General features: G+C 55.3%; 13 protein-coding genes and 2 pseudogenes. 8 read left to right on the forward strand and 7 right to left on the reverse strand.

The window, feature by feature from the left end; translation table 11 throughout:
* Together APY94_RS06070 and APY94_RS06075 are read right to left on the reverse strand one after the other, a co-directional pair.
* Positions 1-671: pseudogene (locus APY94_RS06070) on the reverse strand (AAA family ATPase); the annotation flags it as partial.
* A 5-nt stretch (positions 672-676) separates the two neighbouring features.
* The gene (locus APY94_RS06075) at positions 677-3,277 is read right to left on the reverse strand and encodes a replication factor C small subunit (RefSeq protein ID WP_058938780.1); all 2,601 of its coding nucleotides are present in this window, start codon (positions 3,275-3,277) and stop codon (positions 677-679) included.
* A 154-nt stretch (positions 3,278-3,431) separates the two neighbouring features.
* Between APY94_RS06075 and APY94_RS06080 the strand changes: the two genes are divergently transcribed.
* On the forward strand, positions 3,432-4,619 hold the full coding sequence (locus APY94_RS06080; RefSeq protein ID WP_058938781.1) for a glycine C-acetyltransferase: 1,188 nt from the start codon (positions 3,432-3,434) through the stop codon (positions 4,617-4,619).
* Between the two features lie 21 nt (positions 4,620-4,640).
* Here the strand turns inward: APY94_RS06080 and endA are convergent, their stop codons facing one another.
* From endA to APY94_RS06095, 3 genes and pseudogenes are all read right to left on the reverse strand, one after another.
* Positions 4,641-5,156 carry a tRNA-intron lyase gene (gene endA, locus APY94_RS06085; RefSeq protein WP_058938782.1) on the reverse strand — a complete coding sequence of 172 codons (516 nt, stop codon included), beginning with the start codon at positions 5,154-5,156 and terminating at the stop codon, positions 4,641-4,643.
* Positions 5,153-5,656 carry a ribosomal protein S18-alanine N-acetyltransferase gene (rimI, locus tag APY94_RS06090; RefSeq protein ID WP_058938783.1) on the reverse strand — a complete coding sequence of 168 codons (504 nt, stop codon included), beginning with the start codon at positions 5,654-5,656 and terminating at the stop codon, positions 5,153-5,155. Before rimI ends, endA begins: the two co-directional genes overlap by 4 nt.
* 76 nt (positions 5,657-5,732) lie before the next feature.
* Positions 5,733-7,037 (reverse strand): annotated as a pseudogene (locus tag APY94_RS06095) (RNA-guided endonuclease InsQ/TnpB family protein); the annotation flags it as partial.
* Between the two features lie 156 nt (positions 7,038-7,193).
* Here APY94_RS06095 and APY94_RS06100 point away from each other — a divergent pair.
* The 6 genes from APY94_RS06100 (at position 7,194) to thrC (ending at position 13,604) form a co-directional block, all read left to right on the forward strand.
* The gene (locus tag APY94_RS06100; RefSeq protein WP_058938785.1) at positions 7,194-8,207 is read left to right on the forward strand and encodes a FecCD family ABC transporter permease; all 1,014 of its coding nucleotides are present in this window, start codon (positions 7,194-7,196) and stop codon (positions 8,205-8,207) included.
* 2 nt (positions 8,208-8,209) lie between these two features.
* Positions 8,210-8,929 (forward strand): ABC transporter ATP-binding protein, encoded by a 720-nt coding sequence (locus APY94_RS06105; RefSeq protein WP_058938808.1) that lies wholly within the window; start codon positions 8,210-8,212, stop codon positions 8,927-8,929.
* 154 nt (positions 8,930-9,083) lie between these two features.
* Entirely contained in the window at positions 9,084-10,523 is a 1,440-nt protein-coding gene (locus tag APY94_RS06110; RefSeq protein ID WP_058938786.1) for a hypothetical protein, read from the forward strand.
* A 191-nt stretch (positions 10,524-10,714) separates the two neighbouring features.
* Positions 10,715-11,317, forward strand: a complete 603-nt coding sequence (gene psmB / locus APY94_RS06115) for an archaeal proteasome endopeptidase complex subunit beta (protein ID WP_058938787.1) — start codon at positions 10,715-10,717, stop codon at positions 11,315-11,317.
* A 54-nt stretch (positions 11,318-11,371) separates the two neighbouring features.
* Positions 11,372-12,463 carry an eCIS core domain-containing protein gene (locus APY94_RS06120; protein WP_058938788.1) on the forward strand — a complete coding sequence of 364 codons (1,092 nt, stop codon included), beginning with the start codon at positions 11,372-11,374 and terminating at the stop codon, positions 12,461-12,463.
* A gap of 1 nt (position 12,464) precedes the next feature.
* Positions 12,465-13,604 (forward strand): threonine synthase, encoded by a 1,140-nt coding sequence (gene thrC / locus APY94_RS06125; protein ID WP_058938789.1) that lies wholly within the window; start codon positions 12,465-12,467, stop codon positions 13,602-13,604.
* Here thrC and APY94_RS06130 read toward each other — a convergent pair.
* A complete protein-coding gene (locus APY94_RS06130; protein ID WP_157065483.1) occupies positions 13,588-13,869 on the reverse strand; it encodes a hypothetical protein in 282 nt (93 codons plus the stop codon). The genes thrC and APY94_RS06130 overlap by 17 nt on opposite strands.
* Before the next feature lie 125 nt (positions 13,870-13,994).
* Between APY94_RS06130 and APY94_RS06135 the strand changes: the two genes are divergently transcribed.
* A complete protein-coding gene (locus tag APY94_RS06135) occupies positions 13,995-14,780 on the forward strand; it encodes a DODA-type extradiol aromatic ring-opening family dioxygenase (RefSeq protein WP_058938791.1) in 786 nt (261 codons plus the stop codon).
* 1 nt (position 14,781) lies between these two features.
* On the opposite strand, the gene APY94_RS06140 is transcribed toward APY94_RS06135, so the two are convergent.
* Positions 14,782-15,237: an alanyl-tRNA editing protein gene (locus tag APY94_RS06140; RefSeq protein WP_058938792.1), complete on the reverse strand. Its 456-nt coding sequence runs from the start codon at positions 15,235-15,237 to the stop codon at positions 14,782-14,784.
* Positions 15,238-15,394 lie beyond the last annotated feature (157 nt).

Consider the following 15,394-nt stretch of genomic DNA (forward strand, 5'->3'; position numbering starts at 1 on the left):
CTTCTCGGTGTCGCGGTAGGCCAGAACCTGGGCCGCGTCCTCGACCCGCCCGTGACGACGGTCTGCAGATCGTTCACCGCGGCACGGAGGTCGCCGCCCGCGTGCTTGGCTATGTCGTAGAGCAGTTCCTTTGGAACCCTCTTGCCCTCGTGGTGGAGTATCCTCGCGAGGGCTTTGATAATATCGCGCTGGGTCAGGCGCTTGTACTCCACTATCTGCGCCCTGCCCCGTATCTCCCTGGGAACCTCCCAGTAGTGGTTGGCGCTCATTATGATGGGGTTTCTCGCCCTGTCGATGAGCTTCGCTATCTCCCTCGCCCCCGTTGGCTCGATGTTGTCGGCCTCATCTAGGAATATGAGCTTCCGCCTCTTTCCGAGGATGTCCATAGTGTAAGCGGCCTGAACGTAGCGCTCTATCTTCTCGTACGTCCTCTCGTCGCTCGCGTTAAGCTCTATGACCTCGAAACCGTACTCTCGGGCCAGGGCATAGACAGTGGTCGTCTTACCGGTCCCGGGCGGTCCCGCGAGGATGAGAGCCTTCTTCTTCGGGGGCTTCCCCTCCAGCCACGCCCCTATCCAGGCCTTGACCTGCTCTATGGCCTTGGTCTGACCGACTATCTCATCCAGCCGTCTCGGCCGGTACTTCTCGACCCAGGGCACTTCCCTCGGCATGGCCATCACTTGCCCATTATGGTGAACTGCGCCAGGAGAGCCTCGAGCTGTATCATCTCGTTGGCGCCCTCAACGAGGCGGAAGTTGTACTCCCCTATCTTGTCCGCCAGTGCAACTTTCCTGTCCTCGGGAATCGGCAGGTTGAAGACCTCCCTGTGCATCTGGATTAGCACATCTTCGCCGCTGAGGCCCTGCTTGAGGAGAATCTCCCTGAGCTTCTCCCTCGCCTTGAGGAAGTTGCCCTCCAGTGCCAGGTTCATCATATCACGCACATCCTCCGGCCTGGCCCTGCTCGCCACGAGAAAGACGTTCTCATCGGTTATCGTTTTATCGAGCGCCGCGGCCGCCTGCAGGACGTTTATTGCCCTCCTGAGATCGCCCTCGGCAACGTACAGTATGGCCTGAAGGCCGTCCTCCGTCAGCTCGAGCCCCTCGTTCTCCGCTATGTACCGTATGCGCTCGGCCACGTCCTCGTCGTTGAGCGGCCTGAAGCGGAAGATTGCACAGCGGCTCTGGATGGGCTCGATAATCTTGGACGAGTAGTTGCAGGAAAGGATGAAGCGGACGTTGTTCGAGAACATCTCCATCGTTCTCCTCAGCGCCTGCTGGGCGTCCTGGGTCAAAGCGTCTGCCTCGTCGAGGAAGATTATCTTGAAGCTCGCCCCGCCAATCGGCTTGGTTCTCGCGAACTCCTTGACCTTCTCGCGGATGACGTTTATTCCGCGCTCGTCGCTCGCGTTCAGCTCAAGGAAGTTGTGCCTCCAGCCCTCGCCGAAGAGCTCCCTCGCGAGGGCCAGAGCAGCCGTTGTGTTGTGGAGAACCGTCGGAAGATTACCGCCGATGAAGTTGTGGTAACCCGGCACGTGTAGGTCATAGATCACGAAGTCACCCTTTAGCTTCTCGACCTCTGCTATCTCGTCCCAGAGAAGCTCGTTCTGGGCCAGGAAGATCAGGTAAGCAACGCCCCTCTTGAGCTTTTCATCGTTGAGTATACCCTTTAAAAGCTTCAGTTCGGCCTTTCTGATTTCCTCAAGGGCATCTATCTTCTCCGTGTTGCTCTCAAGGATTATCCTAACGCTTGAGTTCCATGTACCGACAAGCCTTCCAATCTCGGCGTAGCTGGAGTACTTTTTGGCGAAGAGTCTCATGGCCTCTATTGTCTCCTCGAGCTCGATTCCTAGGGCCTCTGCAATCTTGAGGTAGTTCCTCAGGCTCGGCTTCCGCTTGCCCTTTATGTACTCCAGAATCCGGTCGGCTCTTATTCCCGTCTTCGCGGCTATTTCCTTTCTCCTCTTGGCCACTTCGTTCCAATCTATAAGGATGCTCCTTGACAGAGCATTTTCAAGCCTTTCCAGCTCGTCGAGGCGATAGTAGATTTCCTTCATAAGCTCCCAGGCTATCCTCCCGGCTTTTTCCGGGCTCCATCTGATTTTGTCGTCGTAGAAGTTCAGCCCAAGCCTGTTCCTGACGTAGGAAATCAGCTCCCTGTCGGCATAGAGCGAGCCGATATTGGGGTTCGGCCTCTTAATCAACGCCTCAGCTTTTCTCCTCTTCTCTTCCACCGAGAAGCCGACCTCCGAGAGGAAGCGTGAGATGTTTTTGGAGCCAGAGATTACGACGTAGTAGTATGTGCGCCTCCTAACGACTTTGTTCCTAACTTTGGCGACCACTCCAAGCCCAGCCAGTGCATAGGAGACCTGCTCCGCCATTTCTTTACTCGCGGTTGAGAGGACTATGCCGTTGTTTTCTACTCCCGCATCGCAGTCGAAGTAGGCCCTCAGGAAGGAGCGAAGGCCCTTCCATCCCTGGTTGGGTATGTAAACCCTGTCCGCTTTTCTGCCCGCTAGGCCGAGGGTCTCAACGAGTCTCTTCGCCATCTTTGAGTTCACGTAAACGTCCGGAGTGCGGTTTTTGTGGATTCTCTCCCTAACCCTAGCATCCGGGAAGAGCCTCTCGGTCAGCTCCATGAAGCGCTTTCTCAGCCTTTCGTCGGTGTTGGTGAAGGTTATTGCGTTTGTTGTTGAATCGGCGTGGCCGTCGCCGATGAAGTAGCCGAGCCACTCGGCGAGGGGATCTTCCTCAGGGATCGCAGGGAGGAAGCGCGGAACCGCAAGCCTGTCGCCGGGTTTGAGTTCCTCTGCCTTAACCCAGGCTATCTCCCCATTCTTTCTGTTCACAAGGAGCGGATGGTAGGGGGTGACCTTGAGTTCTCTACCTAATCTAGTCCTTATTCTGACGATCTCATCGGTTTTGTCCTTGTAAACGTACTCAACGGGCAACTCTGTCAGTTTGCCATCCTCATCAACGCCGAGAACCCTGAGACCTCCGACTGGAGTCGGGCCGAATCTGCCGTTGCCCAGCCTTTCAACCAGCTCCCCTATGGTCGTGAGCTCGCCGTTGACTATCACCTTCGCATCCCCTGTGAGGCATTTTCCAACGCCAGGAGGGCCTGCGAATAGAAGATGCGGCATGGAACCGGTTTTGGCGTAGTGCTTGAGCCTTTTGACTATGTGAGCCTGACCGACGATGTCATCGAGCCTCGCGGGCCTGTATTTCTCAACCCATGGCTTTTCGAGGATCTTAACCTCCTGAACTTCATCCGGCATGGTTATCACCTACCCAAATCTAAACGGCACTTGGGGATATTAAGGTTACCGGTGCGTGGCGCTCCCCTCGCGGGGGCCGTGTTCAGCGGCTGCACCAAAGGGGGCACTGCAAAACTTTTATACCTCGATGACCAAAAAACGACCGGTGGTTCTCATGGCAAAGCTGGACTGGATTAAGGAAGAGCTCAAAGAGCTCAAGGACAAGGGCTTGTATGTAACCATAAGAAAGCTCGAGAGCTCCCAGGGTCCCTGGGTCGTCGTTGACGGAAAGCGCGTTCTCAACATGTGTTCAAACAACTACCTCGGCCTGGCCGCCCACCCCAAGATAAAGGAGGCCGCGATAAGGGCCATCCTCGACTACGGCGTCGGTGCCGGAGCGGTTAGAACCATAGCCGGTACCATGGAGCTTCACGTCGAACTGGAGGAGAAGCTGGCGAAGTTCAAGAAGAGGGAAGCTGCGATACTCTTCCAGAGCGGCTACAACGCCAATCTCGGGGCTTTAAGCGCCCTCCTCACGAAGAAGGACGACGGTGTCTTCATCAGCGAGGAGCTCAACCACGCAAGCATCATCGACGGAATGCGCCTCAGTGGCGCTCCGAAGGTCATCTACAAGCACCTCGACATGGAGGACCTCAAGAAGCGCCTCGAGGAGAACAAGGACAAGAAGAAGAAAATCATCGTCAGCGATGGTGTCTTCTCGATGGACGGTGACCTCGCGCCGGTTCCTGAGATGGCGGAGCTGGCCGAACAGTACGACGCGATGCTCTACATCGACGACGCCCACGGTGAGGGTGTCCTCGGTGATAGCGGCAGGGGTATAGTTGACCACTTCAAGCTCCATGACCGCGTTGACTTCGAGATGGGTACGCTGAGCAAGGCCTTTGGTGTCATAGGTGGCTACGTCGCCGGCCCGGAGGAGGCCATAGACTACCTCCGCCAGCGCGGAAGGCCGTTCCTCTTCTCAAGCGCCCCGAACCCGCCCGACGTTGCCGCTGCAATAGCCGCCGTCGAAATCCTCCAGAGGAGCGACGAGCTGGTTAAGAAGCTCTGGGACAACACCCACTTCCTCCAGAACGGGTTGAGAGACCTCGGCTACGACCTCGGAGGAACCAAGCACCCGATTACCCCGGTCATGCTCTACGACGAGAAGCGCGCCCAGGAGTTCTCGAAGAGGCTCTACGACGAGTACAACATCTTCGCTCAGGCCATCGTCTATCCGACCGTCCCGCTCGGAACCGCAAGGATAAGGCTCGAGCCTTCCGCGGCCCACAGCAAGGAGGACCTCCAGTACGTGCTGGATGCCTTCGAGGACCTCGGAAAGAAGACCGGGTTCCTGAAGTGAACCCCATTCCATCATTTTCTTTTAGAACTTCACCCACTCGACCTTGTAGTACACCACGTCGTTGTCCTCATCGACGACGGCCATCACCATGTTCTTCCTGACGCCGTGGGCAACCCTCACGCGGGCAGTGATGTCGTTAGGGGAAAAGCGGAGGTTTTCTGGAACCACCCATATCAGCCACTGGGAGTGCTCGTCCATTCCGCGCCTGTAAACCCTGAAGTGGGAGCCGAACTTGAGGGCGGACTTCACCGTGTACCCTCTGTCGCGCAGGTCGGTGTAGACGAGGAGCTTTATGTCGAACTGGTCGTCCCTCTTCCTCCCGAGTTCGACCAAATCCTGAAAAGAAAGCTCTTTTTCGCCGTTGAAAACCCGTATCTTGCCCTTCTCCATCAGATAAGCCGCCTCTATGAGCGAGAGGAAGAGCTTCCCGTTCACGACCTCGCCGAAATAGCGCTTGTTGTAGAACTGGTTTATCGCCTTCTCCCTCTCGCTGAAGACCCTATCCCCGCTGAGCTGAAAGATTATCGGTTCCTTCAATTCCTTCCACCCCACTCGTCGGCAGGCAGGAGCATGTAGTACGCATCCTCTCCGTCGGCGTAGTAGCCGATTATGCGCTTGATGCGCCTGAAGCCAAAGCGCTCGTAGAGCTTTATGGCATTTTCGTTGCTGACGCGAACCTCCAGGCCTATGTAGCGGGCCCCCTTGTTTATGAGCCTTTCGATGACCTCGGTGAGAAGGGCGGAGCCTATGCCGTTGCCCCGGTACGCCGGATCGACGGCTATGCTCATGATGTGGCCCTCAAGGTCCGGTCTGAGGTAGCCCATGACGTAGCCGATGACCCGGCCGTTGTACTCAGCGACCAAAAAGGTGTCCGGGTTGTTTTCCAGGAAAACCAAGAAGACACCCCTTGGGTAGTCCTCCCTGAAGGACTCGCGCTCTATCCTCATGACATCGGGGATATCGAAGAGCCTGGCCGGCCTTATAGCCACCATGGCTAGTGGGACCCTCCCCCCAAACTGACGGATGGAGACGCTCATATCATATTCTACGCACCAAAGCTTTTAAGGATTGACTGACCTCCTCCCCGCCGTGAACGGCGAGGGTTCGGCTTAACCCCCTCGCCATTAGCGGAGAGGTTTGGGGGCTTCATTAAAACCCGTTAAAAAACGGGCTTTCAGCCCCTCGGGCCCGGTCTTGGGCCAGTTATCCCCTCTGAGCGTAAAGACCGCTCAGATTCAGGGTTATCGTTTTTACTGCCTTTTTCAAAATGTTGAAAGCACCAACTAAATCCGCATTAAACACAAGCCCCGTCACGGGACACTTAAACAATTCCCGAACGAAGCGAGCCCCTTCATGGGACTTCCCGCAAACGGGGCACGTTTTTGAAGTGAAAGCCTCATCAACCACCTCAACGACAATACCATACTCCTCAGCAACTTCCCTGAGCCTTTGAATCACGGTGTTAAACCGCCAGACGTGGGAGAGGAGGAAATTCTGCTTTTTGCCTCTCTCAGAGTTTCTGGCGATTCCCTTCGGATAACCAACAACAATTCTGCTAACGCCTAACTGATAAAGTCTCTCGACGGTTTGTCTCACGGCAGTGTTGATGTAATGCCTCGCCTGAAGTTTAGCCTTCTCATGCATTCTCCTGAGTTTCTTGCTCGTTTTAACTCCACTCTTGTTGAGTTTGGACTGGTAATCGGCAATTCTCTTCCGCCAGTAAAAGGCAATGCTCTTTAACGGCCTGCCATTGACTAAGAAACTCTCGCCGTTCTCAACGTAAACAGCCATCAAATTGTTCACTCCCAAGTCAATCCCCGCTGAGAGGTTTCCCGATGGTTGCCTTGGAACTCTCACCCACTCGTCACCAATTATCTTCTCCCCGACGGTGAAACTGATGTGAGTATACCACTTCCGCTTTACCTCGTCGTAAGTTATCTCCAACCGCCCTTGTTTGCCTTTGAGGTGTATTCTGCCATTAAACTGGACTTCAAGACGTTTAAACTTTCCAAGGCCCTTGAGGATTAGTTTATTGCCCTCAATCTTGTATTGGTCATTCCTGAGGACGATTAGTGGTCTTCTTTCCCCATCGTCCTTCAAGTAGTTTGGAGGTTTTGGCTTGAACCACTCGGGCAGTTCTCCGTTCCTCTTGCTCCTCAGGAGAGAGAAAAAGCTTCTCCACGCTTCAACGTTCTTCCTGCAAATTTGCTGGACTGTTGCCGAGCTGATTTCTCGCTTGAATTCCTCGTAAACAATCTTCTCCGTCCTGTTGAAGTCCACTGGTTTACCCTCAAAGAATTCCTGTCGCCTCAGATAATTTACCCGATTCCAGACTTTGGCTCCAGTGTCGGCTAACTCAGAGAGGACTTTTTCTTGTTCTTTGCTCGGCTGGAGTTTGAGAGTTACGGCCCGCTTCATATTAAAGTATGGTATGATTCTTAGGCTTTAAAAGAGTGTTGCTTCCCCTTTGAAGGGCTGTTGGGTGGTTTACTGCATCCCCACCCTAAAGGGCGAGGCTTTCAAAAGAAAAATGTAACCAAAAGCTTTAAACGCCTGGACAAATAATCCGACCCCATGAGGAAATGGCTCCCCGCGCTGGCACTGCTCTCAACAGCCGCACTGTTCCTGGGGGTCTACGTGGGCTCCGTGGGCATAAGCCCGTCCGACGTCACCGCCAGTATAGCCTACGGAATAAAATCGACGCTCTCTCACTTCACCCAGACCAACCCGGGTGAAAAGCCGCGGTACTTCGTGATAATATGGGAGCTCCGCCTCCCGAGGGTTCTCCTGGCGTATCTCGTTGGGCTCTCCCTCGCCTCAGCGGGCGTCGCTTCCCAGGCCCTCTTCAGGAACCCCCTAGCTGACCCCTACATCATCGGTGTTAGTGCCGGCGCCGGAATCGGGGCCGCGCTGGGTGCCATCTACGCCCCCTCGCACATGGGCTCCCTTGCCCTTGCCTCCGCCCTGCTCTCGGTCTTCATAGTTTACTCCGTCTCAAGGGTCGATGGCCACGTCCCCGTTGACACCCTCCTCCTGGCGGGAATAGCATACGGTTTTCTGGCGAGCGCGGTAACGTGGTACCTCATCATAAGCCAAGGCGAGAGGGCGCACGTCACCTGGATGTGGCTCATGGGAACGTTCAACGGTGCCGGCTGGGGCGACGTTGGTGAGATGTTCATCGTCTCCGCCCTGGGGACGGGCTTCCTGATATGGAAGTGGCGCGAGCTGAACCTCATCCTCCTGGGCGAGGAAAGCATAGCACTTGGCCTCGACCTGCACCTCTACAGAAAGCTCTTCATCGGAGCGATAGCAGTTCTAACGGCCTTCGCCGTCTCAACCGCAGGAATAATCGGCTTCATCGGCCTCGTCAGTCCACACGTGATGCGTCTCCTTCTTGGCCCGAACCACAAAAGTCTGACCCCCGCGAGCGCCCTCTTCGGAGGCGTTCTCCTCGTCTTCGCAGACCTGCTCGCCAGAACCGTCGCAAAGCCGACAGAACTGCCGGTGGGCATCATAACCGCCCTGATGGGGGCGCCCTTCTTCCTGTACCTCCTGATGAAGCACAAAAGGGGTGAGCTGTACTCATGACGATGAGGCTGGAGGTTAGGGTTTCCTTCGCCTACGGCGAGAGGGAGGTCCTGAAGAGCGTCGAGTTCACGGCGGAGATGGGGGAGCTCCTCGCGATAATCGGGCCGAACGGTGCCGGAAAGAGCACCCTGCTGAAGGCCATGGTCGGGATTCTGAGACCGACGGGGAGTGTGAGGCTTGACGGAAGGGACCTGCTCTCAATGAGGCCGCCGGAGAGGGCAAGGCTCATAACCTACGTCCCGCAGAGCTCCTTCCCCGAGTTCGCCTTCACCATCGAGGAGTTCGTTGAGATGGGTGCCTACGCAACCAGGGGCAACGTTGAGGCGGCTTTAAAGCGCGTCGGCCTCTGGGAGCGCAGGAAAGAGCCGGTTACGAACCTGAGCGGCGGCGAGTACCAGCTGGCCCTCGTGGCCAGGGCGCTTGCGCAGGGGAGCGGGGCAATACTCCTGGATGAGCCGACGAGCCACCTGGATATAAACCACTCCCTCATGGTGATGGAGCTGCTGAAGGGCCTCAAGGAGGAGAAGATAATCGTGGCCGTTCTCCACGACCTCAACCTGGCGCTCCGCTACGCGGACAGGCTGGTCCTCCTGAAGGAAGGAGAAAAGTACTGGGAGGGAACCCCCGAAGAACTGGAACCGGAGGTTCTTGAGGAAGTTTACGGGGTAAAGGCGAGGATAGCAGAGGTCGATGGCCACAGGGTTCTTCTAGCGGGGATTTGAAAGCCAGTATAAGAGATAGCCGGAAGGAGGTCAGTTATGTTCTTTTTCTACATATTACTCAGGCTCCAAACGAACAAAAGGCCCATCAGGTTTTCTAAGCTTTAAGAGTAAATTTTATAAATTAATATGGAGCAATTGACGTGGGGAACTTCTCATGGTGAGAAAGAAACCCCTGTTAGTAGTCTTATTGCTGATCCTCCTGGGAGGAACCACAGTAGGGGCCTTAAACTACACGGCAGGCAACGAAGACTCTGTAACCAGGGTACTCGGCTACGATGTCTACAAAATCGAAGGCTCGGGCAACTACATCATCTACTACCCCCTGCCCAACGGAAGCGTTAAAGTCCTGAAGAAGGGAAAAGCCGGCGGCTTCTTCCCCACCTTCGTCAAAGTACCACGGCACGAGTGGATAAAAGAACTCTCAACGGCTGAAAAAGCCCTCTACGCCCCACCAACCCCGCTAATACTCTACATCACGGAGGACGGAAAGCTGGGAGTGAAAAGCATAACCTCAAGCAGAATCAAGCTCGAAAGCGAAAAGACGCTGAACCTGAAGGGGGACTATCAGGTTCAGGCAAAGGATTCATGTCCACAGGGCTGGATAGACTTTGGAGGAAGGTACTGCATCGACCCACAGTGGAGTCTTCATTTTGACAGCAGGGCAAAGTCAAAAACCTTCGACGAGTGGGTTTCAGTGATGGGATTGAAGATTGAGAACAGAGTCGCGAAGGAAGTCGAGCATCACTGGCTCATCCAGCTCAGCAGGAGCACTTATAGCTACTGGACATTCGGAATTGACGTGGGGCCCTTCACGGCCCTTAGTGTGTCAAAAGGGCACAGATTCGAGGGCTGGAAGCTTGATATAAGCTTTGAATCTGTAATGTCCATTCCAATAGAAACAGACCACTGGGAACGTTACCTCAACATCAGAGTGGAGTACATAGTGGCCAACGCCAAGGTTCCAGCCTACGACAGGTTTACAAGAAGTTATACAGAAATCGATATAGTCATGGTTTACCCAATCAAAATCCACAGTACTGGAAGGTACACGATAAAAGAGTCCGCCTCGAGAGGCATATATTTCACCGAGTCAAACGGAATTAATCCTCCCAGGATCACCACGACTCCCAACATCTGGAGGATACCCGAAAACGCAAAATGGAACAAGACCTGGATACCTTATTCTCGCGGTGAGGAGAGTGCTATATATCTGAGACAATCCCAAAGTGAGAGATTTAAATCAAGCTCCAGTCTTAGCATTCCAATTGGCCAGGCAGCCGGAAAGTACCTGACAAGGATAAGCCCCAAACTCGGAAAATTCGCCAGCACAATAAGCATAACCTTTGGTTTTCACAAGAAAGAAAAGACGACATCGCTTGTGGAGTACAGTGTTGATATAAAACCCAGGAAGAGTTGCTACGCAATGTACAGCGTTCTGGGGGTTAACGTCGGCACGAGTGAAACAAAGACAAAGGTAAAAGTCCCCCTGGTGTTCGGTGTCATAACCGACGGCAAGGTACCCTCACCATCATGTAACCCAAGAACGGGGGTATGCGTGGACTCCACGAACCCATGGGGAAGAGAAGGAGACTAAATCTCCATTTCCTATTTTTAGGGTGCAGAAGCACCGGTAGAGACGGCCCAAGGAGGCTAGAACCCCGGATAACTGAAGACGTCTACAGGGAAAGGCCAAGATAACGGAGGTAGATGGTCACAGAGTCATTCTAGCAAGGGTCTAGCAAAGGTTTAAAACGTCGGGTGAGAAGATGGGTCAGGGGTGAGAGAATGGAAACTAAGAAAACCGGTACCACCACCGTGGGAATAAAGGCCAGAGACGGCGTTGTTCTGGCCGCGGATACGCAGGCTTCCCTCGACCACATGGTCGAGACCCTCAACATCAGGAAGATAGTCCCAATCACCGACAGGATAGCGATAACCACCGCGGGAAGCGTCGGCGACGTGCAGGCCCTCGCAAGGACTCTGGAAGCAGAGGCGCGCTACTACCAGTTCACCTGGAACAGGCCGATGACCACAAGGGCGATGGCGAACCTTCTCAGCAATATCCTGAACGAGAACAAGTGGTTCCCCTACCTCGTCCAGATAATCATAGGTGGCTACGTCGACGAGCCCACCCTGGCCAACCTCGACGCGATGGGCGGTCTCGTCTTCGACGACTACACCGCCACTGGCTCGGGAAGCCCCTTCGCCATAGCCATCCTTGAAGACGGCTTCAAGAAGGACATGAGCGTAGAGGAGGCGAAAGAGCTGGCAGTCAGGGCCGTGAGAACCGCCGGAAAGCGCGACGTTTACACCGGTGATAGGAAGATCCAGGTCGTCGTCATAACGAAGGACGGCATGAAGGAGGAGTTCGTTGAGTTCAGGGAGTGAACCGTTCAACGGTCGCACCAAAGCCCTTTTTAATTCTCTTTTCGAGTTGGTAACATGCGAAATCTCCCTGAAAAGCTGGCGGTTCTCGGGCTGATAGTCCTGCTCATCTCGGCGCTCTACGCAGTGGAGAGGCTAACCGTCAACCCGAGCGCGGTTCTCGGAGAGGTAAACGGGATACTCGACCAGGTTCAGGGGATAAGGAAACTCACCTTCAAGGAGAGGCCCGAGATAGTGGTTCTCACGAAGAGCGAGGCTTTAGTTAAATGGAAGCCTGGCAAAGCGGACATCGAGAGGATGAGAACCGAGGAGCTGACCTACAAGATGACCCTCCTCCTTCCGCCGGACTACCAGTACATCAAAAAGGAAACTGAGAGGAGCGCAGGATGGATAGCAGCAACGGTGGGGGATACCATCTACATCATCCAGGAGAACTTCATGTCTGACCCGGACACTGCCAGGAGGACGATAGCCCACGAGAGCGTTCACGTGCTCCAGAAGCAGTGGTTCGACGCGAAGTACGGTGTCGACACCTACGACGGCACCATAGCGGTTCAATCCCTCATCGAGGGCGATGCCGACCTCGTTGCAGACCTCTACTGCGAGAAGAACAGGATACCCATCCACAAGATACGCTCGCTGAGCGGGGATCCCCTAACCGACCTCCACATCTTCCCCTACGTCTTCGGCGACCGCTTCGTGAGGTACCTCTACGAGAAAAGCGGCTGGGAGCTCGTTAACGAGGCCTACAGCCGCTATCCGGTCTCGGCGCAGCAGGTCATGCACCCCGAGCTGTACCTCGAAAACGTTACCCCCCTCAACGTCACCCTGAACGCACCGCCAAACTCACGCGTCCTCAAGGAAGACAGGCTCGGCGAGTACTACGTCTACCTCCTCCTCAGGGACGTTGCGAAGCTGAAGGACGAAACCGCCTGGAACGTCTCGAGTGCGTGGCGCGGGGATAGGCTTCTCCTAACCCAGAACGCGACGGGCTACCTCCTCCAGTGGAAGGTGGTCTTCTCAACCCCCGAAGCCGCGAAAGCCTTTGGAGAAACCGTCTCCAGGCTCGCGGAGGGCAACACCTACGCGAACTACACGATAAGAATTGACGGAAGCTCCGTTCTCCTGATCGCCGAAAGGAGGGACTGATGTGAGGCTGGTCTGTTCAATCTGCGGGAAAACCTACGACGAACCGGTTCAGAGGTGTGAATGCGGCGAGCCTGTGGAGTTCGAAAGATTCACGGGCGAGCCATACATAGGGAAGAGCGTCTGGGAGCGGTTCTGGGACTTCTGGCCGGTGGAACCGGTTCTGGAACTTTCCCTCGGCGAAGGCGACACACCACTGGTTGAGTCCCGGCTCGGCAAAGAGCTCGGAATCCGGCTCTACCTCAAGAACGAGACCGTAAACCCGACATGGAGCTTCAAGGATAGGGGGACGTTTCTGGCCATCAGCCATGCCCTCAAGGCCGGCTACAGAGCTGTCGGAACGGTATCGACCGGCAACATGGCGGCGAGCGTTTCGGCCTACGCTTCCCGCTTTGGAGTAGAAGCCAAAATCCTCGTCTCTGAAAACGCGAGCGACGAGAAGCTGAAGGCCGTTTGGGTTTACGGCGGCGAGGTCATCAGAGTCCACGGCGACTACGGGAGGCTCTACTTCGAGAGCCTGAAGCTAGGAGAAAAGCTCGGGGTCTATTTTATCAACTCGGACAACCCCTTCCGGATCGAGGGCTACAAGGGCATAGCGTTCGAGATAGCCGAGGAACTGAGCCCGGACTACGTTCTAATCCCGACCAGCTCAGGCGGCCTTTTCCGCGGAATCGCCAAGGGCTTCATCGAGCTCCACGAGAGCGGGCTCATCGATGGGCTTCCAACCCTTATCGCGGTTCAGGCCGAGGGCTGCTCACCGATATGCAGGGCTTTTGATGAGGGCAGGGCAAAAATCGAGCGCTTTGAGAGTCCCAAAACGGTAGCCAAGGCCATAGCCAACCCATATCCGCCGAGCGGGAACACGGTTCTGAGGCTCATGCAGGACTTCGACTGGAAATGTATGGCCGTTTCCGACGAGGAGATACTCGAAGCGCAGAGGAAGCTCGCCGGTGAAGGCCTCTTCGTCCAGCCGGCGAGTGCTACGGGTATAGCAGCACTGGAGAAGCTCGACCTTCCAAGCGGAGCCAAGGTCGTCTCGATACTCACTGGCTCCGGGTTGAAGACTCTCTCGACGGCAGGGCAGGGTAAGGTGAGGGAGTGTCCGCTCGAAGGGCTGGAAAACTGCATCAAAAACGATTCATAAAGAAGCGCTTTGCCCGCTGCCTGTTCCCCTCATTTTTCTCGGACAGCAGATTAGGGTTCTCCGCAAATAGGAACTCATAAAGGCGCTTCAGGAGGAGCATGACTCCAGCATAAAGCCACACAAAGAACGCGGCGATACCGTTGGTAAAGTAACCCCAGAAGAGTAGCGTCCCGACTATAACGCCGATCGAGAGGGCAATCATGAGCCTAAGCAGGAGCGCATAGCCGTAGCGCTCCATCAATAGCCCAAAATCCACACCACTCACCAAACATTTACCACGGTGTAAATGTTTATAAGCCTTACTCTAAGCAAAAATTCAGAAAGAAACGGCGAACGGTAAAACCGAGCAAAACGTATAAACGGGAAATATGTAGCAACACCGGTGATAACATGCTGATCGGAGCCGCGATGATGCCCCATGGAAACCCCGTCCTGGAGCCGGAAGACGAGGAGACGAAGAGGCTCGCCGAGGTTCTCGGGAAGATAGGAAGGGCCCTCAGTGACGCCGATGCCTACGTCCTCATAAGCCCGCACAACGTCCGGATGAGCGACCACCTTGGCGTGGTCATGGCCGAGCACCTCGTCTCGTGGCTCGGCTTCGAGGGCAAGGAGCTCCCCGGCGAATGGAGAACGGAGAAAGAGCTCGCGAGAAAAATCTACGAATCGGCAAAGAGCGCCGGCCTGCCTGTGGTGGACATGAACTTCGCCGCGCTGAGCGGAGACTACTCCCGGTGGCCGCTGAGCTGGGGCGAGCTGATACCCCTGCACTTCCTCGAAAAGAAGCCGCTCGTTCTCCTGACGCCGGCCAGAAATGTGCCCAGGGAGGTGCTCGTTCGCTTCGGAGAGGTTATTGGAGACGTCATAGAATGGAGCGAAAAGAGGGTGGCGTTCATAGCCAGCGCCGACCACGGGCACGGGCACAGTGAGGAGGGCCCGTACGGAAAGGTAAAGGAAAGCGAGGAGTACGACAGGCTCGTCATGGAGATTATCTCGGAAAACAGGCTGGAAAAGCTCATGGAAATCCCCAAGGAGCTCGTGAGAAAAGCCCTTGTAGACAGCTACTGGCAGCTCCTCGTCCTCCACGGGCTTCTGAAGAGGGTCCCGATGGGGGTGAGGGAAACCTCCTACGCCTGCCCGACATACTTCGGCATGGCAGGAGCGCTGTGGGTTAGGTGAGCTACAGCACGTCAAAGCTGATCTCAAGCAGTTCCTTGCTCTTCCTAAACCGGACCTTTCTGATTTTTATCTCCCCGATTTCTCCAATCGTTGCGGTATGCTCCTCCTTGCATGCGTTCACGTTCCAGCCCTCTATGACGACTACCTTCAGCGTCTTAACTTCTGGCGGAATCGGGAAGAGGTCGTACATATCCTCGCCGAAGCGCTCCTCGGCCTCCTCCCTGGGAAGCTCATAGACCCTAACCAGAACGTTCTCCCTAACCTTCTCGCTGGCGAGGCGCCCTATCTCGGCGATTTCTTCAGGCGTCGGCTTCCTGTCGAACTTGACGGTCACCCTTCCATGGTTTCCGTCCACGTAAACGCTCGTCGTCCACTTGGCCTTTTCACCCAAAACCTTGACAACGGCGCCTTTGACCACATGCAAGGCCGTGTGTGTTCTAACATCCACCGACGGCATAGGTATCGCCCCATCTTCTCGTTGGAGGAATTATTAACGGTTGTGGACGTTGGGGAATGGCCGGGCGGGTTATTAATCCCACAGGTAAATTCAAACGGAGATTACCCAGCGGCGCTTGAATGTTTTTCAGTCCACTGATGGCCGTACCGAATAATCC

It is taken from the genome of Thermococcus celericrescens, from assembly GCF_001484195.1.
GTDB lineage: Archaea > Methanobacteriota_B > Thermococci > Thermococcales > Thermococcaceae > Thermococcus > Thermococcus celericrescens.